The following is an 18,523-nucleotide window of genomic DNA, read 5'->3' as shown; positions in this document are numbered from 1 at the left end:
TTTCCGTCATGATTGGTCAGGCGGCAAAGAAGTTTTGATCGACCGGCCTGGTCAGCAGGCCGTTGCGCGCTAGAAACTCGCTCGCAAGAAGTATCGACGATCTCGAAAGTTCATCGCTCATAGGCCGGTAGTTGAAAGCGAGGCGCTTCGAACTCATGGCCTCCTTGAGCGTATCTGGCGCAATGCCAGTCTTGCTGCCAAACAGATCGACGGCCTTCGTCGTATTCGCGTTGATGCCGCTGAGGCAATCTTCGAAGACCTTGCTGACCTTCGCTGCGATGCCAGGACTGGCATCGGCCAATTCCTTCCGGATCGCCACGCCAAAATAGGGTAGCTCCAGCCCGCCAGAGAGCCGTTTGTAGACGTCGCCCGCCTTCAAGATCACACGTAAGTCAGGCTTCTTCATCAGACCGGTCGTTATGTTAGGCTCCCACGACAAGGCCGCGTCAGCTCGATCGGCCATCAGCAGCGTCACCGACGCGGCAGGATTGTCGACGTTCTGGATCGTCGCCTCTTTTTCGATGTCGAATGCGAACGCCTCGTTGATGAGGGCTTTGACCATGCGATAGGTACCGGTCGACTGCAGGGCCGCGATCGTCTTGCCTTTGAGCTGAGACACGTTGTCGACGCCGCCCTTGGGCGCCAACAGGGCGATCATGTTGGCGTCGGTGATCGTACAGAGGTACTTGATGGGCACGCCGGCCTGGTAGCGGGCAGCGAAGGTATCCCAACTCCCAATGCAGACGTCGTAGTTTCCAGCGACGAAGTCGTTGTAGTAGGTCGATACGGCCGTATACGGAGCCGGATCAGGAAAGGAGAGACCGTTCTTGCTGCCGAGGTCGTTGGCGAGAATGTACTGGACCGGCAGTACCGTAAAACCCGGTTGCAGCGATGCCCATCGCACCCGGATATCCGCCGCTGCCAGCGCGTGCCGGACGGATGATGGCAGCGCAAGTGAGCTCGCGGCCGCAGCGGCGAGTAAGTTTCGCCTAGAAAGGTGCGCCATTTTCTCCTCCCGGATCGGTGCGTGGACCGCGTCTTTTTTGCTTTTTGGCTTCGCTGCGCCCTGGTCCGGAAGACCAAATCCGATCTCGGTCCGAACCTTGAATTGACCCTACGCTTGCCATAGTCGGGACGATAGCGCATTTTCGACGCCACACCGTTCCATATATGGGACGAATCGGAATGGGATCCCGGGTGGAAGGGATGCAGGCTATGACCAGAAAATTGGACCTTAACGCGCTCCTGCTGTTTTTCGAGGTCGTCAATGCCCGCAGCATCAGCAGCGCGTCGAGAAAGCTCGATATTCCAAAATCCACAGTCAGCCGTAAGCTGATGTTTCTGGAAGATCAGCTCGGAGCCGTCCTCTTTAAAAAGGGAGGCCGCAAGCTTGCAGTGACCGACATCGGCCAAGCTCTCTACGAGCACTGCGAACGCATCGCCGCCGAGATAGAGGAAGCGGGTCTCGGAACAACGCGAATGCAAACCGAGCTGCGGGGAATGCTCCGGGTCAGCATGCCCGTGGATTTCGGCACCGGCTGGCTAAGCAGCGCAATCGCCGCATTCGCCGTCAGTTATCCCGACATCCACCTCGTGATTGACGCCAACAGCCGGTGGATCGACGTATCGGTCGAACCCTACGATGTGGCCGTACAATTGGGCACTCTTCCCGAGACGCATGGCGGCATCCGCCACCTGGCAAGCATTACGCGCGGCGTTTATGCGAGCCCGTCGTTCCTGGAAAGAAGAGGCGTTCCCCTCAGCGTCGACGATTTCGAACGCTTCGATTGCATCGTGACCGAACATCAGCGCGCCGAAGGCGTCTGGAATTTCCGCAGCGGGCTTGGTGTCAAGGTGATCGACGTTGTCGGACGGATCTCCGTGAATCACATCGGCGTGGCACGCGAACTCGTAATCGGTGGAGTCGGACTTGGCATTCTTCCGAACGTCATGTGTCAGAACGATGTAAGAGCCAAACGACTGGTTCGCGTGCTCACTGACTGGGAAAGTCCGTCACTGCAGGTCAGTGCGACATTTCTCGGCAAGCGCAAGGAGTCGCGACGCCTGCGCGCATTTCTCGATTTTATGGAGCGCAAGCTTAAGATCGAAGGAAGCGCCGGCCAACCGTTGTCGACCATGCAAGGCGCGGCTGAGCTGACAAGGACTTGACGGTACCGTTATCGAAGGAGATCGCCCGCCTCTACACCACACCGCAATTTTGATACACGTGCTTGATCTCGACAAAATCGTTCAGCGCCTCATAGCCATGAAGGCGGCCAAGTCCACTGCGACGGTAGCCACCCGTCTCGGCTTCGGCAAACAGCTTGTTGTGGTCGTTTATCCAGACAGTGCCATTCCGCAACGCGCGTGCCACCCGCATCGCGCGTGCGCCGTCGTTGGTCCATACGCTGGCTGAGAGGCCATATTCACTGTGATTAGCCCGAACGACAGCCTCCTTTTCGTCTTCAAACTTCTCAATCACCACCAACGGGCCGAAGATTTCCTCTTGGACGAAGAATGCAGCTGTGTCGCGGTGCGCGACAAGGGTCGGCGTCAAAAAGAACCCTCGAGAACAATCACCGTCTGGCCGTCCCCCGCGAAGAACGACTTCATCGGCAAGCTCGACGGCTTCCGCAATCCGTTTGGTGACGCTCTCCAGAGAGGCCGCATCGATTAAAGGTCCCATCTCGACCGTTGGTTCTATTCCGGTCCCGACCTTGACACGTGCAAGCGCGGAACAGAGCGTTGCCTTCATGTCTTCGTAACGCGAAGCATGGACCAGCACGCGCCGGGCCGCGGTGCACTGTTGCCCGGCGATGATCGTAGCTGCCGCAGCGAGCTTCGGGGCGACGTCCGCCACGTCCGCATCTTCAAATACAAGGCAGGCGGACTTCCCGCCCAGCTCAAGCGACAACTTCTTCATGGACGGGGCCGCCGCGGCCATAATGCGCTGGCCCGTCGCGTTTGAACCGGTGAAGCTAATGACATCCACTTCGGGTGAGGTGACGAGATATTGCGCAACCTCATGCCGTTCTTCTGAGAGAAGATTGACGACTCCTTTGGGCAAGCCGCCGATTTCGTGGAGGCATTTTACAAGCTCGGCAGTAATCAATGCGGTTTGTGGCGCTGGCTTTATAACGACGGTACAGCCCGCGCAAAGGGCAGGCGTAAGTGCGCGAATCAAAAGCACGGCAGGCGCATTCCACGGGATGATGAGCCCGGCGACACCGGCCGGTTCCTTAAACAGGGTCGAATATGCTCCTGGCTCGACTTCGAACACGTGGCCGGGAATGTAGCGCGTCAAGCCGGCATAGTAGCGTATCTCCGATACGCTAGCGGCGATCTCGCCCCGCGAGTGCGCGAGCGGCTTTCCATTCTCCAATGTAAGGAGATGCGCCAATTGCTCGCCGCGGTTCTCCATCAGATCGGCCCATCGCAGCATCACAAGTTGCCGGAGCCGTGCATTCTGTGCCCACCCCGGACGGTCAAAGGCGCGGCGCGCCGCGGCAACTGCCGCTTCTCCGTCCGCCCGTCCGCTTGCTGGATAGCATCCCAATATCTGCTGGGTCGACGGGTCAATGCTCGGGACCGTCCGGCCGGATTGAGCAGGTTGCCAAAGACCGTCGACGAGATTGCGAGCCTGCATTGATATCATGAATTGCTGATCCTGGATGTTACCTGCGAGGCGCGCAGCACGACGTAACCCGGCGAGCGGCAGTCTCCCCGCCGGGTCACGTCCGTTCCTGGCCTAGAGCCCCGTAAATTTCGGAGCACGTTTGGTGTTGAAGGCCTCGACACCTTCCTTGAAATCCGCCGATTGGCGCAGACGGCTATAGCAATGGCCCTCGAGTTCGATCGCGATGGCCAGAGTCGAATCCTCGGTGTCATTCAGGAGCTTCTTGGCCGTGCGCTGCGCCAAGGGCGAGAAGGTGCGAAGCTCGTCGACGAGCTTGTCGGTCGCCTTCTCCAGCTCGGCATCCGGCACGCATTCGGTGGCGATGCCCCATTCCAGCGCCTGCTTCGCCGAGATGCGCTTGGAGCGCATCACGATGTCCTTGGTGCGGGTGATGCCGACCATCTTCTGCAGGCGCGCCGAGCCGCCCGATCCCGGGATCTGGCCGAGCTTCTGCTCCGGCAGCGCGTATTGCGTGGTCTCGGACGCGATGCGGAAGTCGCAGGCGAGCGACAGCTCGAAGCCGACGCCGAAGCAATAGCCACGGTTGGCGACGATCACCGGCTTGGCGCAGCGCGCGGGTGCTGCGATGTTCCACGCGAGCTTGGAGACATGCTCGGGGCTCGCCTCCATGAAGCCGCCGATATTGCCGCCGCTGGAGAAGTGTTCGCCCTCGCCGCGCAGCACAATGATGCGGATGCGCGGATCCTCATCCAGCGTCTCGAAGGTCAGCCGGAGCTGGTCGCGCTGCGGCATCGCCACGACATTGTAAGGCGGCCTTCCCAGGATGATGTCGGCGCGCTCATGCGCCTCGTCGATCTCGACCTTGAACCCGTCGAGCTTGGCAAGCCGGGGATCAGCGAATGTGTAGGGTGACGGCATCTGTGCTTCCTTCTGTTGATGCTTGATGATCAGGCGGCGTCCGACGGCGGCAGGCGCTCGGCTTCGTATTCGCCGGCGACGAGCAGTCGCCGCAGCAGCTTGCCGACCGGTGATTTGGGAATGGCGTCGACGAAGACGTAGCGGCGGGGGCGCTTGAAGTTGGCGAGACCCGAGGTGCGGCAGAACTGCTCCAGCTCGACCTCGGACACGGAGCGATTGCGCTTGACGAAGGCGGCAACGACCTTGCCCCATTTCTCGTCGGCGACGCCGACCACCGCGACCTCGTCGACGGCGGGATGCAGCGACAGGCAGCTCTCGATCTCGACCGGCGAGACGTTCTCGCCGCCGGTGATGATCATGTCGTCGACGCGACCGGTGACAAAGAGGTCGCCATCGGGATCGACGAAGCCGGTATCGCCGGTGAAATACCAGCCTTCGCGCAAGGACTTGGCGTCCGCCTCAGGGCGACGCCAGTAGCCTTCAAAAGCCTCGTCGCCCTTGAGCGTTGCGATGATCTCGCCCTCCTCGCCGACTGCGGCAAGGTCGGCGACCGAACGCGCGCCGATGCGCACGACCTTGACGTGCTGGTTGAGCCCCGCCTTGCCGGCCGAGCCGGGTTTTGCCGGAGCGTTTTGGTCAATCGTAAAGGTGTAGATCTCTGAGCTGCCGTAGTGGTTGACGAACAGCTCCGGCTTGAATGCGGCGTTCAGCTTTTTCAGGAGACCGTCGGTCATCGACGCGCCGGCAAAGCCGAGCTTGTGGACGCTCGACACGTCTGTTGCGGCAAAGGCATCGTGGTGGACGAGATCATGGTAGAGCGTCGGCACCAGGTAAAGATTTGTAATCGTTTCCTTCTCGATCAGCGCCAGCGCCTGGCGGCTGTCATAGCGCGGCAGGCAAATGAAGGAGCCACCGATCAGCGACATCGCCAGCAGCGAGCGGACGCCCATGGTGTGGTAGAGCGGCATGACTCCAAGCGTGCGCTCGCCGCGGCCGTAGAGGTTTTGCGTCACATGGGCGATCGCCGCGGCCCGCTCAGCACGATGCCGCCGCGGCACGCCTTTCGGCAACGAGGTCGTGCCCGACGTGTAGAGCATGATCGACCAGGCGTCGGCGCCGACACGCGGCTCGGCGTCCGGCGCGCGGTCCCTGAGCATGTCGGCAAAGCTCGCCGCCTCACCTGTCCCCGGATCGACGGATATACGCAGCAGCCGGCCGGCAAGCGCCGAGCCTTGGACGGCTTCGGCGGAAATGTCCTGATAGACAATCGCGCAGGCTTCGGCGTTTTCAATGCAGTAATCGAACTCGTCGGCCTTGGCGCGCCAGTTGATCGGCGTGATCACGAGGCCGGCAAACTGGCAGGCCCAGTGCAGCGTCGCCGCCTCCCAGCGGTTCTGCAGCAGCGTGACGACGTGATCGCCGGGCTTGAGGCCGAGGCGGTCGAAGGATGCCACCAGCCCGGAGATCTTGTCGTACCATTGCCGGTAGGTCAGGCGGAGATCGCCGTCGACCAGCGCGACGGCATGGGGATCGCGCGCGGCGCTGGCCATGAAGCTGCTGGCAAGATCAAGCATCGGACGTCTCTTTTGTGGTTGAAGCAAGCGCGGCGGCGGCTTCGAGCGCCGCCTGGATGATCGGGGTGTATCCGGTGCAGCGGCAGAGATGCCCGCTGAGGAGATCGCGGATCGCCGCCTCCGTCGGATTTGGGTTCCTGGCGAGATAGTGGTCGAGCGACATCAGGATGCCGGCGGTGCAGAAGCCGCACTGGAGCGCATGGTTACGGCGGAACGCCCGTTGCAGCACGCCGAGCCGGTCTGCGGACGGCGCTAGCCCTTCGACCGTCTTCAGGTCGCAACCGTCGACCTGTGCGGCGAGCGTGAGACAGGACCGCGTCAGCATGCCGTCGACGACGATTGTGCAGGCTCCGCAGACGCCGTGCTCGCAGCCGACATGGGTGCCGGTCGCGCCCAATTGATGGCGCAGGAAATCGGAGAGCAGCATGCGCGGCTCGGCCTCGGCCTCGACCGGCTTGCCGTTCAGCGTGAAGCGGACAGGATGGCGGCTATCTGCCTTTAGGCGGATCATTGCAGCACCTCGCAGATCAAATCGCGGCCGATCATGCGGACGAGGTCGCGGCGGTAACGCGCGGTCGCGTGGACGTCGTCGCGCGCACCGAGCTCGTAGGCAAAGGCATTGAGAGCGTCGTCCAGGGCACTGCCGCCGAGCCGCGGCCAGTCGCGCGCGGTCGGGACGTCGGCGACGCCGCCGACGGTGAGGCGCACCCCTGTCGAGGTTTTCATCGCAGCGCAAGCGACAATGGCGAAATCGCCATGCCGGCGCGCGACCTCGCGGAAGGCGAAGCGCGATTCCTTGATGACCGGCAGCGAGATGCCCTCGATCAACTCGTCATCGGCGCGCGCGGTCAGCATCATGCCGGCGAAGAAGTCTTTTGCGGCAACGCGCCGCCGCCGCTTCGCGCTACGCAACAGGACTTCGCCGCCCAACGCGACCAGCGCCAGCGGCATCTCGGCACTGGGATCGGCATGGGCAAGTGAGCCGCAAATCGTGCCCCGGCTGCGGGTCTGCATATGACCGACCCAGGGCAGCGCCAGCGCCACCAGCGGCAGCGCCTCGGCCAGCTCAGGCCAGGCCAGTAGATCGGCCTGGCGCACGCCGGCGCCGATGACCACGGTATCCTTCTGCCGCTCGATCTTGCGGAGCTCCTCGAGGCGCATGATGTCGATCAGCAATTTTGGCTTGGCGAGACGCATATTGAGCATCGCCATCAGCGACTGCCCGCCCGCGAGCACGCGGGCGTCGCCGCCCTGCTGCGCCAGCCCTTCGAGGGCGTCACTGATGCTTTCGGCGCGGAGATAGTCGAATGCTGCCGGCTTCATCGGCGCCCCCCGAACAGGCCGGCCACCTTCGCCAGCAGGGCAAACAGCGAGAAGCCCCCACCCTCCGTGCATCCACCGCCCGCTTTTCGCGCGAGCGCGGTGAAGAACTGGCCGATGATCACCCGCGTCGCGCCATCGAGTAGACGGCCGCCGATGCTCGCAACCTTGCCGCCAATCGCGGCGTCATAACTGTAGGTCAGCATCGTCCCGCCCTTGCCGTCGGGCGCGAGTGTGATGCGTCCCTCGGCATTGCCGAAGCCGAGCGCACCGGTGGCGCCACCGCGCAGGGTCACCGCACGTGGCGGGTCGAGATCGAACAGCTCGACATCGGCGCGATAGCGCCCGCTGACGGGGCCGATGCCGAGGGTGACGTCGGCGCGGAAATGCGTATCCGTGATCTTGTCGACGCGCTGGCAGCCGGGAATGACGGATTGCAGCGTGGCCGGATCGAGCAGCATTGCCCAGACCTGTTCTGGCGCGCCCTTTACCGAGGCCTGCCCCTCGCCGCGCAGTCGCCGGTCGCCTTCGCGCGGAGGCGCCGCAACCGCGCCACCTGCGGGCGGCGGCGGTTCGGCGCCGCGCACCAGCTCCGCAAGCCGCGCCGGCACCAACGGCAGCGTGATGTCGGCAACGCCGAGCGCATCCGCCACCGCATTGGCGATGCAGACCGGCGTGGACATGCAATTGCCTTCGCCGACGCCCTTCGCGCCGAGCGGCGTGAAGGGCGACGGCGTCTCCATGTGGATAATCTGCGGCTCCGGCACCTCTGTCGTGGTCGGCAGCAGATAGTCGGCGAGCGTCCCCGTCAGAAAGCTGCCGTCCTCGGCGTAGGCATATTCCTCATAGAGCGCGGCCCCGAGTGCCTGGGCAAAGCCGCCGCGGATCTGGCCGTTGACCATGCCGGGATGCAAAATGGTGCCGCAATCGTGCATCGTGACGTAGCGGTCGATCCGAGTCTCCAGCGTAACGCGGTCGATCTCGACGCCGCAGAAATCGAAGATGAAACCGTGGCAGAGCGACGAGTTGATGCGGTCGTCCTCGTCGGGCGCCGTCAGCTCCGGGGGTGTCCAGAATACGGTCTCGCGAATGGTCTGGCCGGCATCGTCGGGCAGCGAGCCCGGCGACCAGTGGCTCAGCGCCGCGACGCGCGAGAACGCGATCCGGTTCTCCGGATTGTGTTTGGAGGCGACGAAGCCCCTTGCGAACACGATGTCGGCGGCCTCGACGTTCAACTGGCTGGCGGCGATGCGGGCGAGACGGCCAGCGACACGCTCTGCCGCGAGCTTCGCCGTGCCGGCCACCGCCGCAGCGAAACGGCTGGCGTAATTGCCTGATGCGATCGACCAGGCATCCTTGGCGGTGTCGATCTCGGTGTTGACGCGAATGTCCTTCGGCTGGAGGCCGAACACGTCGGCGACGACCTGCGACAGCACGGTGCGATGGCCCTGCCCCTGTGGCACCGAGGCCACGTGAACCGTGACGCTGCCGACCGGATCGAGCCCGACGGTCGCGGTCGCCTGCGCGCCGTTCTTGGGACCTGCCTTGCGGCGCTCGGCCGCCGTCAGCACTGTCGTGATGTAGCCCATGTTGGAGACGCTGGGCTCGACCACCGCGGTGAAGCCGATGCCGTAGAGCCGCCCCTGCGCCCGCACCTCATCGCGCCGCGCTTTAAGCTCCGCAAGCTTGCCCTGCTCAACCGCGAGCGCAACGGCTTGCTGGTAGTTACCGGAATCGAGCAGCGCGCCGGTCGCGGTGCGATAAGGGAAAGCGCCCGCATCGATTAGATTGTGCTTGATGACATCGAGCGGATCGAGCCCGAGGCTTATTGCGATCCTTTGAACCAATCGCTCCAGCGCGAAGTAGACCTGCGGGCCACCAAAACCGCGGTTGAGGCCGGTCGGCGTCTTGTTGGTGACGACGACGCGGTTGCGAATCTTGACGTGGCGGATGTCGTAGGCGCCGGTCATATTGCCGTGCATGCGATAGAGCGTAGCAGGCTCCGGCGCGCGCAGATGCGCGCCGCAATCCTCGACCTGTTCCCAGTCGAGCGCGAGGATTTTTCCGTCGGCCGCAACCGCCGCCGACAACCTCGTCGCACGGTTGGTCGCCGATACCGATGCCGTGAGATGTTCGAGCCGATCCTCGATCCATTTCACCGGCTGGCCCGTGACGCGGGCCGCGGCCGCGATCAGCACGATATACGGGAACACGCCCTGCTTGACGCCAAAGCTGCCGCCGGAGTCCGGCGGCGTGCGCAGCCGCAACCGATTGCCCGGCACCTTCAGCGCGCGCGCGATCACCGTATGGATGCTGAACGGGCCCTGGAAGTTGGCGAGCACTTCGAACGCATCTTCGCCGGCATCGTGCGAGGCGACGACGCCATAGGTTTCGATCGGCGTGCAGGAGTTGCGGGGATAGCGGATATCGATGGAGAAGCGATGCGGCGCATCCGCAAAGGCCTTTTCAGGGTCGCCGTAGCGGAAGTGGCGGTCACTGGCGAGATTGCCGGGAAAGCCGTCGTGCAGCGCCGGCGCACCCGGCGCGAGCGTGCCGAGCGGATCGACGACAGCGGCGCGCGGGCGATACTCGACATTGATCAGTTCGGCCGCATCCTCGGCGCGGGCGCGGTCGGTGGCCACGATCACAGCTACGGGCTCGCCGACATAGCGCACGCGGTCCATCGCGATCGGCCAGCACTCGACCGGCGCCTTCACGCCGACGACGAGGCTCGTGGTGACGGCCTTGACGTCGCTGCCGATCAGAACGGCCGCGACACCCGGCAGCCTCCTTGCCGCTTCAACATCGATAGAGAGAATATCGGCGTGCGCATGCGGTGAGCGCAGGATGGTCGCATGCAGCGTGCCGGGCTGAACGCCGATATCGTCGATGAAGCGACCGCGGCCGGAGAGCAGCGCGGCATCCTCGACGCGCTCGATCGAACGCCCGACCCACGGCCTGTCGCCACTTTTGTCCTGATCGACCGAGTTCGCGGATTTGACCGCCTGCAACATGTCCCGGCATACCTCCCGACGCGCTCTTTGACGCGACGGTGACAGTTGTCAGGACGAGGGGTGCGCAGGCCATACCCTCCGCTCTCACGACTTACCAAATCGTCTCATTCGAGCGTGTGCAGCGCAATATCAACCTGCGAGACGCGAGACGCTGCGAAACTCACGCGGGCTGACGCCGGCGTGATCGCGGAAGAAACGCGTGAAATGCGCGGGCTCCGGAAAGCCAAAACGCTCGCTGAGCTCACCGAGCGGCGTCTCTTCGCGCATCACCGCATCGAGCGCACGTTCCATGCGGACGACGTTGAGATAGAGCTTTGGCGAGACGCCGAGCGAGGTCTCGAACAGGCGGAAGAATTGCGCCCGCGATAGCCCCGCGCCCTTCACGAACTGATCCACGTTGGCATAGGAATCGTGAACCCGCATCGCATCCATCGCGCGGCGGATGCGCCAGTCGCAGCTCACCGCGCTCATGCTACGGATCGAGGTTGGGAAGCTGCGCCACGGCGTAAAACGCTCGATCACCGCGATCATGAGATCGGACAGCGTCTGCTCGTGGGTCCGCACCGCGTCCGGATTCGCCATCATTTCGGCCGCGAGATGCAGCGTGAGCTGCCGGATGCGCGGCGACACCTCGCCCGACGGTCGCTCGAAAAAGCCCGGCGCACCGCTCGCGGCCCAGCCGGGGCGGAACTCCTTCAGCCATTCCGGCTCGATATAGAGCGCCATGATCAGGGTGCGCGGACGGTTGGCGTCGTGCACATAAGAATGCGGCTTCCAGCCGTCGACAAGCACCGCGGTCGTGTCCGTCAGCGGTGTAACCTGGTCGCCCACCAGAAACTGCGTGTCGGCGCCCTCGACCTTCAGCAGCACATGACAATGGTGATGGGCGTGGCGGACCAGCGAACGGTCCATGTCGAGCAGAGCGACCCTGCCAAAAGCGCCATGAGCGATGCGCAGGGCCGTCGACATCAGTTCCTCCCTCGCAGCGTTGCGCTGCAAGATAATTGCATTATTGGCGCGGCACTATAAGCAGCACCAGTCGACAATACCAACGCCACAAAGCGACGCAAGTTGCTGTCGGCCGGTAACCAGCTCATGCCCGCGCCTCCGCCAGAAGCCGCGCGACCGCGGCGCTGGGATCGGCCTGCAAGACGGTCGCCAGATCGACCTCCTCCTCGCCCTTGACGCGGATGCGCTTGAAGGCGAGCTCGGGCGCGCTGACCGGAGCGGTCGCATCGAGGCCCATCTTGGCGCTGATGCCATTATCGGTGGTCGGATCGAGTTTCGAGCCGAGCGCGCCGGCCACGACCATGAGATCGCGGTCGGCCTGGAAGCGCGTTGCCACCGCCCATTCGATCTCCTCGGACGAGGAGATGTCGACGTCTTTGTCCACCACGACCACCTGCTTGATGTCGTAATGCGCGCCGAAGGCACACATCATGATGTTCTTGGGCTCACCGTCATTGCTCTTGTTCGTCTTGATGGCGAGATGATAGCGGCAGGTGCCGCCGCGCGTAAGGCGAACGTCCAGCACATTGGGAAAGCTGCGGCGCAAATGCTGAAGCAGCGTCGCCTCGCGCGGCACGCCGCCGAGGATCAGATGCTCAAAGCCGCCGCCGACGATGGTGTGGAAGATCGGCGCCTCGCGATGCGTGATTGCATCTACCTCGATCACCTCGCGATTGGCGCGCGGACCGTAATATTGGGGGAATTCGCCGAACGGCCCCTCGGGCTCGCGCACGCCTTGCAATATCCGTCCCTCGATCACGATTTCGGCGAGGGCGGGCACGCGCACCGAATTGGTGCGGCATTTGACGACGTCCACGGGAGCGCCAAGCAGCGCGCCCGCAATCGCCATTTCGTCCTCGTCGATCGCGGCAATTGCCTGCGACGCCAGCAGCAGGGCCGGATGCGCGCCGATGACGATCGCGATCTCCAGCGCCTGGCCCATTTCTTCCGCGAGGCGGTAGTACGAGAATGTGTGACGTGGCAGCAGCAGGACGCCGATGCGGTTCTTGCTGCTGATCTGACAGCGGTGGATCGAGACGTTCTGCACCCCGGTCTTTGGATTGCGCGCGATCAGCAATCCGGCCGTGATGTAAGGACCGCTGTCGCGCTCATTGTGCTTGGGGATCGGAAGCTGGCGGAGCAGATCGACGTCCTCATGGACGACATCCTGCACCGGCCCGCTCGGAACCTCATGGGTCGGCAGCGGATTGCTTGCGGCAGCGAGAAATCGTGGCAGCAACTGATCCTCGGTCACGCCAAGGGAATCGGCGACCCAGTCGCGGCCGGCAAAGAGGTTGGCGACGACGGGAATCTCGTGCCCGTCGGGGCGCGGAAACAGCACAGCGCTATCGCGTTCCAGCCGCTTGGCGACCGCGGCGAGCTCGTCGGTCAGCGCGATGCCCTCGCGGGCAATCGCCAGCTTGCCACGCTCGGCGCGGTCAGCGAGCCATGCGCGCAGATCGGCCGGCACGTTCGCCCCTCGCCTCGCAAGATTTTCCATTCGCATATGACGGGTCTTCCCTTGGTCTCTAGGTCAGGTCGCGATCTTGCGCAGCGACGGCGAGCGGCGCTTGAGCGCTTCGTCCTCGCCCCAGCGGCGCACGATTCCGATATCGATGTCGAACAGGTCGAGCACGCGCCCGACGGTGTGCTCGACCATATCGTCGAGGTTTTCGGGCTTGACGTAGAACGCCGGCACGGGCGGCGCGATGATCGCACCCATCTCGGACAGGGCGGTCATTGTCCTGAGATGCCCGGTGTGGAGTGGGGTCTCGCGCACCATCAGCACCAGGCGCCGGCGTTCCTTGAGCACGACGTCGGCGGCGCGGGTCAAAAGCGTCGTGGTGACGCCTGAGGCGATCTCGGACATCGAGCGCATCGAGCACGGCGCCACGATCATCCCGGCGGTGCGGAACGAACCGCTGGAGATCGCCGCCGCCATGTCGTCGATTCCATGGCTGACATTGGCGAGCTCCCTCACCTCCGCGATCTTCAGGTCGGTCTCGTAGGCAAAGGTCTGCTCGGCTGTCTTCGACATCACCAGATGCGTCTCGACGCCGGCGTTGCGCAGCAGCTGCAGCAGGCGCACGCCATACGTGACGCCCGAGGCGCCGGAAATGCCGATGATCAGCCGCTTGGGCGTGTCCTGCATATTTTTGGTTTCGCTCCCTTGGTCCGAGCGCCCCTCGGCCACGTCATCCGTCGCAAGACTAGGCAGTGGCATCCATCAACACAAATAATGATTGATTATGCCTTCGATCATCTGAAATGATGGCCGCGAGCAAAGCCGACGAACGACAGGGGAAGCCCGTGGAACTCAGGCAGATGCAATATTTCCTGTGCCTCGCCGAGGAGAAAAACGTCACACGGGCCGCCCGCCAGCTTAACATCGTGCAGCCGGCGCTGAGCATGCAGATCGCCAAGCTCGAGGCCGAGCTCGGTCAAAAACTGTTCGATCGCAGCGTCCAGGGCATGACGCTGACCAGCGCGGGCGAGGCGCTGCTGCGGCTGACCGCGCCGATCGTGCGCGACGCCGAGTATGCGCGGCAGGAAATGGCGCAGCTTGGCGGCCGCATTTCAGGGCGCGTCTCGGTCGGCCTCATCACCTCGGTGGCGCAGAGCACCATGGCCAGCTCGTCCGCGACCGTCGCCAGCCGCTATCCCGAGATCACGCTGTCCGTCTGCGAGGGCTACACGGAAACGTTGGTCGACTGGGTCAACACCGGCCAGCTCGATTTCGCGCTGATCAACGTGCCGCGCCGGAAGACGCCGCTGGCCGCGCATCACGTCATGGACGAGGAGATGGTGTTCGCCTGTCGCAAGGACAGCCCGCCCAGGCCGCCCGCAAAACTGCGGTTCGACCACATCGCGAATTTCGATCTGGTGCTGCCGTCGAAGCGACACGGCCTGCGGCTGATCCTGGACGAGCACGCCGCCGCTGTCGGCATCGACCTGCGGCCGCGGCTCGAGCTCGACACCCTGCCCGCGCTCTGCGACGTCATCGCCACCACCGATTTCGCAACGGTGCTGCCGACCATCGCGCTCCGGCAGTCGCTTGCGAACGGCACCATCCGGGCACACCGTTTCGATGAGCAAAGGATCGTCCGCTCGATTGCCTGGGTGCATCATCCGCGGCGAGCCGTGTCCGTTGCGGCCAAGGCCGTGCTTGACGTCATCAGCCACGATCTGGCGCAGGCCGCCGCCGCGGCGAGAGATTTTGTGGAGCCCTCCTCCGGCGGCAAGAGCTCGCCCTCCCGCAAGGAAAGCCGAAAGCCACCGAGGCGAGCCGGTTAGAACTGATCGAGATTGGCGCCCTTTGCGTTGAAACTCGCTATCGCGGGCCGATATTGTCTGACGCATACATCGCGCCCAGGTCGATCATCGCCCACCATGCCCTTCTTCCGGCTCAACGCCGACCAAATTCTCCCTGATGACCTCGGGGACTTCGATCCTGAAACCGTGCCGCGCGCCGTCGTAGGTTTCGGTGGCCACATAGTCACGAAGGGCATGGAGCTCGCCATGCATGCACATTGCAAGGACGAGCTTGTCCTGACCTTGCGGGGCATCGTCAGGCTGGAGGCCGGACACGGCGTTTGGATCGTGCCGCCGCGCTGTGCGGTATGGATTCCCGGTCGTATCCCGCACAGCGTGAGCGTCGCTGGCGATGTCGAGATGCATTGCCTGTTCGTCGAGCCGGATGCGGTGCCGACGCTCCCCCAGCAATGCTGCGCGCTGTCGATCTCGCCTTTGCTGGCAAGTTTGCTGGTGCATGCCACCCATATGCCCGTCATGTACGACCTCGACGGCGCCGACGGCCGGATCGCCACGGTGCTGCTCGACCAGCTCTCGCTGGCGCCCGTCGAAGAGCTGCGCTTCCTGATGCCTGTCGATGCCAGGCTGCGCCGGATCGCCAGCGCGATGATGGAAAATCCGTCGGACCGCGCGACGATCGACGATTGGGGCCGGCGCATCGCCGTTGCCCCGCGCACCCTCACCCGCATCCTGCAACGCGAGACCGGCATGAGCTTTGGCCGCTGGCGCCAGCAGCTCCACATCCTCATTGCGCTTCAGCGCCTCGACCAGGGCGCCTCGGTGCAAACAGTGGCGCTCGATCTCGGTTATGAGGGCGCGAGCGCCTTCGTCACCATGTTCCGCAAGGCACTGGGCAAGCCGCCGGCGCGCTACCTGGCGGAACGCCGCATCGGCGCACACTGACCGGAAATCGCAATCGATTGTCACGTTTGCGGAATGCGGCAAGAGAAACGATTTCGTATCCAGGCTCCGAAGCGCCGTCAGGCGCAATTTGCGGAGCCAGAGCCATGGATTCACTCAGCAGCGGGCTTGTCGCGGACGTTCTCGAACGCCTCCATCAGGACGCCGAAGCGGCCGATGCGCCGCTGGCGCAAACCTTCACGAATGGGGCGAGCAGCCGCGAGGAGATCATCGGCCGGATGATCGAGGCCGAAAGCCGCGACTTGAAGGGGCTCTACCACGGATTCGCGAGGAATTTCCTGAGTGTCTCTCCGCGGTTGGGGCGCTTCCTCTACATGTGCGTCCGCTCCTGCAAGGCGAGGCGCATCGTCGAGTTCGGCTCCTCGATGGGCGTTTCCGCCATCTATATGGCGGCGGCGCTGCGCGACATGGGGGGCGGCCGCCTGATCGGGACCGACCTCGAACCCGGCAAGATCGAGCGGGCACGGGAGAACGTCGCGGCCGCGGGGCTCGCCGACTTTGTCGAGTTTCGCCTCGGCGACGCACGCGAGACGCTCAAGTCCGGCGTCGGCGGCGACATCGACATGGTGATGCTCGATGGCGCTTTTACGCTCTATCTTCCCATTCTCAAACTGCTGGAGCCACATGTGAAGCCAGGCACGCTCATCGTCGGCGAGAACGCGTTCGAGGAAGCCTCAGGCTATATCGACTACGTGCGCAATCCGCAAAACGGCTACCTTTCATTGTCGCTGCCGTTCAATCCGGGGCGCGGCAACGAATTGACGGTCAAGACCTGATCGGGAGCCAAACCTTGAACGAGCCCGGCAAGCACCGCAAATCTCCGAGCCATCGCAGGCACCACAAGGACGCGTCACGCGGATGCTGCTGCGATGGCTGATGCGCCCTGCGCACGTCTCCGCTGTCGAGACGCTGTCGCCGCGCTTTCGACTCATCGAGCTCGAAGGCGAAGCGCTCAAGGACGTCGCCTGGAACGCCGGCCAGAAGATCCAGGTCGCGATGGGCGCGGGCCTGAGTGCGCGCACCTACACGAAGATGTCCTGGGACACAGGCCAAGGCTGGACACGCCTGCTCACCTTCGCATGGCGATGGCCCCGGCAGCCGCTGGGCGAGCGGTTTGCGCGAAGGCGATACCTGCCAGTTCTTCGGTCCGCGCCGCTCGCGCGATCTCGCCGGCCTCAAGGCGCCTGTCGTCCTGTTCGGCGATGAAACCTCGTTCGGCATTGCCGCAGCTCTCCGCAACAATTTGCAAGCCGGGGGTGCGCTCCACATGTTCGAAGCCACCGATGTCACGGAGTCGCGGCAAGCGCTGGAGGCCATCGGCCTCGGCGAGGCGAGATTGATCGCGCGCAGCGTCGGCGATGACCATCTCACGACCGTTGAGGCGGAAATGCTGCGCCTTGCTGCAAACGGAGCGCAGTTCATCCTGACCGGCAAGGCATCATCCATCCAGCGCATCAGCCGCGCACTGAAAGCGGCCGGCGTCGCATCGTCGCGGATCAAGGCAAAAGCCTATTGGGCGCCGGGCAAGACCGGGCTGGATTAGACATCACGGCCGTCTCACTCGGACAAGATGTCGCGTCCACTGCAAAATGAGACGGGTTGGTAAGTTTTGAGACCAGCCGGCATGACGGTCGCATCAAGCGGCTAATTACGGTCCAGGCGCAGAAAATCGCGGCCTGGCGCTGATCCCCCAACGACTCATGTCCGGACGCTGCTTGGTCTCGTAGAACAAGACACAGTCGGGAGATTCAGTCCGAGATGACAGGGTTCGGTCGCAGCAAGATCACGGACATCGTTCAGCAGCAGCGCGCGGCATTTCGTCCAGACCGGAGATCGCTGCTCGCGCTCGGCGGTGGTGCCCTGCTTGCAGCCGCGGGGATGCAGGCTGCGAACGCGCAAAACTATCCCGCCCGGCCGGTCCAGGTGCTCGTGCCCTTTGCCGGCGGCAGCGCCAGCGACGTGATCACGCGCATCCTGCTCAACCGCATGTCCACATCGCTCGGACAGGTCTTCGTGGTCGACAATCGCCCCGGCGCCGGCGGCAATATCGGCACCGCGGCCGCAGCGCATGCGGCCCCTGACGGCTACACCTTGCTGATGAGCACCTCCGGCCCGCTGGCTGCGAACAAATCACTCTACAAGGACCTCCCCTACGATCCGCTCAAGGACCTCGCCCCGATCGGCCTGTTCGCAACGCTGCCGAATGTCATCGTGATCAATTCAAGGCTGCCGCCAACATCGCTGGCCGAGCTGATCGACTACGCCAAGGCGCATCCCCGCGAGCTGAACTACGGAACGGTCGGCGTGGGCTCGTCGCAGCATTTGTCGGCGGCCTATTTCGAGCAGCTCACGGGCACCGAGCTCACGCACGTTCCCTATCGAAACATCGCCGCGTACACGCCTGATTTCATCGCGGGTCAGGTCCCGCTCGGCTTCCAGCTCTTGCCAAACGTCCTCGGCCTGATCAAGAGCGGCGATGCGCGCCCGCTTGCGGTTGCTAGCGACAAGCGCATGACGGCGCTGCCGGACGTACCGACCGCCGCTGAGGCCGGCCTCAAGGAATACGAGAGCGCGGCTTGGCTCGCTCTACTCGCGCCCGCCAGCACCGGCAAGCCCGTGATCGACAAGGTTTACGCCGCGATGGTCGAAGCCATGAGCGACCTGAAGGTGCGCGCGCTCTTCGTCGAGCAGGGTGCCGAGCCCCTGGTGCTCGATCCGAAAGGCCTGACGGATTTCATGACTTCCGAGACCGTGAAATGGGCCGGGATCATCAAGAAGATCGGCATCGAGCCGATGTGAAAATCGAGGCTCCGACAGCA

At 63.8% G+C, this 18,523-nt stretch carries 16 protein-coding genes; 6 read left to right on the top strand and 10 right to left on the bottom strand.

Annotated elements, in window-relative coordinates:
- Positions 1-16: 16 nt before the first annotated feature.
- Positions 17-1,006: an ABC transporter substrate-binding protein gene (locus AAFG16_RS08020; RefSeq protein ID WP_342738548.1), complete on the bottom strand. Its 990-nt coding sequence runs from the start codon at positions 1,004-1,006 to the stop codon at positions 17-19.
- Between the two features lie 209 nt (positions 1,007-1,215).
- Here AAFG16_RS08020 and AAFG16_RS08015 point away from each other — a divergent pair, with 209 nt between their 5' ends.
- Positions 1,216-2,169, top strand: coding sequence for a LysR family transcriptional regulator (locus AAFG16_RS08015; RefSeq protein WP_342738546.1), 954 nt, complete (start codon positions 1,216-1,218; stop codon positions 2,167-2,169).
- A gap of 31 nt (positions 2,170-2,200) precedes the next feature.
- On the opposite strand, the gene AAFG16_RS08010 is transcribed toward AAFG16_RS08015, so the two are convergent.
- The 9 genes from AAFG16_RS08010 to AAFG16_RS07970 form a co-directional block, all read right to left on the bottom strand.
- The gene (locus tag AAFG16_RS08010; RefSeq protein ID WP_342738544.1) at positions 2,201-3,655 is read right to left on the bottom strand and encodes an aldehyde dehydrogenase family protein; all 1,455 of its coding nucleotides are present in this window, start codon (positions 3,653-3,655) and stop codon (positions 2,201-2,203) included.
- 93 nt (positions 3,656-3,748) lie between these two features.
- On the bottom strand, positions 3,749-4,555 hold the full coding sequence (locus tag AAFG16_RS08005; RefSeq protein ID WP_342738542.1) for an enoyl-CoA hydratase-related protein: 807 nt from the start codon (positions 4,553-4,555) through the stop codon (positions 3,749-3,751).
- 29 nt (positions 4,556-4,584) lie between these two features.
- On the bottom strand, positions 4,585-6,129 hold the full coding sequence (locus AAFG16_RS08000; protein WP_342738540.1) for an AMP-binding protein: 1,545 nt from the start codon (positions 6,127-6,129) through the stop codon (positions 4,585-4,587).
- Positions 6,122-6,640, bottom strand: a complete 519-nt coding sequence (locus AAFG16_RS07995; RefSeq protein WP_342738538.1) for a (2Fe-2S)-binding protein — start codon at positions 6,638-6,640, stop codon at positions 6,122-6,124. The genes AAFG16_RS08000 and AAFG16_RS07995 overlap by 8 nt, the downstream gene beginning before the upstream one ends.
- On the bottom strand, positions 6,637-7,452 hold the full coding sequence (locus AAFG16_RS07990; RefSeq protein WP_342738536.1) for an FAD binding domain-containing protein: 816 nt from the start codon (positions 7,450-7,452) through the stop codon (positions 6,637-6,639). The genes AAFG16_RS07995 and AAFG16_RS07990 overlap by 4 nt, the downstream gene beginning before the upstream one ends.
- Entirely contained in the window at positions 7,449-10,463 is a 3,015-nt protein-coding gene (locus AAFG16_RS07985; protein WP_342738534.1) for a molybdopterin cofactor-binding domain-containing protein, read from the bottom strand. Before AAFG16_RS07985 ends, AAFG16_RS07990 begins: the two co-directional genes overlap by 4 nt.
- 129 nt (positions 10,464-10,592) lie before the next feature.
- On the bottom strand, positions 10,593-11,432 hold the full coding sequence (locus AAFG16_RS07980) for a helix-turn-helix transcriptional regulator (RefSeq protein ID WP_342738532.1): 840 nt from the start codon (positions 11,430-11,432) through the stop codon (positions 10,593-10,595).
- Between the two features lie 124 nt (positions 11,433-11,556).
- Complete coding sequence (locus AAFG16_RS07975) at positions 11,557-12,978, bottom strand: UbiD family decarboxylase (protein WP_342738530.1); 1,422 nt, start codon at positions 12,976-12,978, stop codon at positions 11,557-11,559.
- A gap of 27 nt (positions 12,979-13,005) precedes the next feature.
- Positions 13,006-13,623 (bottom strand): UbiX family flavin prenyltransferase, encoded by a 618-nt coding sequence (locus AAFG16_RS07970; protein WP_342738528.1) that lies wholly within the window; start codon positions 13,621-13,623, stop codon positions 13,006-13,008.
- A gap of 173 nt (positions 13,624-13,796) precedes the next feature.
- On the opposite strand from AAFG16_RS07970, the gene AAFG16_RS07965 reads away from it, so the two are divergent.
- The 5 genes from AAFG16_RS07965 to AAFG16_RS07945 all read left to right on the top strand — a co-directional run bounded on the left by AAFG16_RS07965 (position 13,797) and on the right by AAFG16_RS07945 (position 18,503).
- A complete protein-coding gene (locus AAFG16_RS07965) occupies positions 13,797-14,765 on the top strand; it encodes a LysR family transcriptional regulator (RefSeq protein ID WP_342740870.1) in 969 nt (322 codons plus the stop codon).
- A 225-nt stretch (positions 14,766-14,990) separates the two neighbouring features.
- Positions 14,991-15,686 (top strand): helix-turn-helix transcriptional regulator, encoded by a 696-nt coding sequence (locus AAFG16_RS07960; RefSeq protein ID WP_342738527.1) that lies wholly within the window; start codon positions 14,991-14,993, stop codon positions 15,684-15,686.
- Positions 15,687-15,790: 104 nt separating this feature from the next.
- Entirely contained in the window at positions 15,791-16,480 is a 690-nt protein-coding gene (locus AAFG16_RS07955) for a class I SAM-dependent methyltransferase (RefSeq protein ID WP_342738525.1), read from the top strand.
- 338 nt (positions 16,481-16,818) lie between these two features.
- Positions 16,819-17,247 (top strand): SIP domain-containing protein, encoded by a 429-nt coding sequence (locus AAFG16_RS07950; protein ID WP_342738523.1) that lies wholly within the window; start codon positions 16,819-16,821, stop codon positions 17,245-17,247.
- Between the two features lie 215 nt (positions 17,248-17,462).
- On the top strand, positions 17,463-18,503 hold the full coding sequence (locus AAFG16_RS07945) for a tripartite tricarboxylate transporter substrate binding protein (protein ID WP_342738521.1): 1,041 nt from the start codon (positions 17,463-17,465) through the stop codon (positions 18,501-18,503).
- The last annotated feature ends 20 nt before the right edge of the window (positions 18,504-18,523 follow it).

Origin of the sequence: Bradyrhizobium sp. B117, from assembly GCF_038969555.1 — a bacterium.
Lineage (GTDB): Bacteria > Pseudomonadota > Alphaproteobacteria > Rhizobiales > Xanthobacteraceae > Bradyrhizobium.
This window is presented reverse-complemented; position numbering and strand designations above follow the sequence as displayed.

Bases quoted from the DNA above. Each gene is read 5' to 3' on its own strand.
- AAFG16_RS08020 (WP_342738548.1), bottom strand. From the start codon at position 1,006: ATGGCGCACCTTTCTAGGCGAAACTTACTCGCCGCTGCGGCCGCGAGC.
- AAFG16_RS08015 (WP_342738546.1), top strand. From the start codon at position 1,216: ATGACCAGAAAATTGGACCTTAACGCGCTCCTGCTGTTTTTCGAGGTC.
- AAFG16_RS08010 (WP_342738544.1), bottom strand. From the start codon at position 3,655: ATGATATCAATGCAGGCTCGCAATCTCGTCGACGGTCTTTGGCAACCT.
- AAFG16_RS08005 (WP_342738542.1), bottom strand. From the start codon at position 4,555: ATGCCGTCACCCTACACATTCGCTGATCCCCGGCTTGCCAAGCTCGAC.
- AAFG16_RS08000 (WP_342738540.1), bottom strand. From the start codon at position 6,129: ATGCTTGATCTTGCCAGCAGCTTCATGGCCAGCGCCGCGCGCGATCCC.
- AAFG16_RS07995 (WP_342738538.1), bottom strand. From the start codon at position 6,640: ATGATCCGCCTAAAGGCAGATAGCCGCCATCCTGTCCGCTTCACGCTG.
- AAFG16_RS07990 (WP_342738536.1), bottom strand. From the start codon at position 7,452: ATGAAGCCGGCAGCATTCGACTATCTCCGCGCCGAAAGCATCAGTGAC.
- AAFG16_RS07985 (WP_342738534.1), bottom strand. From the start codon at position 10,463: ATGTTGCAGGCGGTCAAATCCGCGAACTCGGTCGATCAGGACAAAAGT.
- AAFG16_RS07980 (WP_342738532.1), bottom strand. From the start codon at position 11,432: ATGTCGACGGCCCTGCGCATCGCTCATGGCGCTTTTGGCAGGGTCGCT.
- AAFG16_RS07975 (WP_342738530.1), bottom strand. From the start codon at position 12,978: ATGCGAATGGAAAATCTTGCGAGGCGAGGGGCGAACGTGCCGGCCGAT.
- AAFG16_RS07970 (WP_342738528.1), bottom strand. From the start codon at position 13,623: ATGCAGGACACGCCCAAGCGGCTGATCATCGGCATTTCCGGCGCCTCG.
- AAFG16_RS07965 (WP_342740870.1), top strand. From the start codon at position 13,797: ATGCAATATTTCCTGTGCCTCGCCGAGGAGAAAAACGTCACACGGGCC.
- AAFG16_RS07960 (WP_342738527.1), top strand. From the start codon at position 14,991: ATGCATGCACATTGCAAGGACGAGCTTGTCCTGACCTTGCGGGGCATC.
- AAFG16_RS07955 (WP_342738525.1), top strand. From the start codon at position 15,791: ATGGATTCACTCAGCAGCGGGCTTGTCGCGGACGTTCTCGAACGCCTC.
- AAFG16_RS07945 (WP_342738521.1), top strand. From the start codon at position 17,463: ATGACAGGGTTCGGTCGCAGCAAGATCACGGACATCGTTCAGCAGCAG.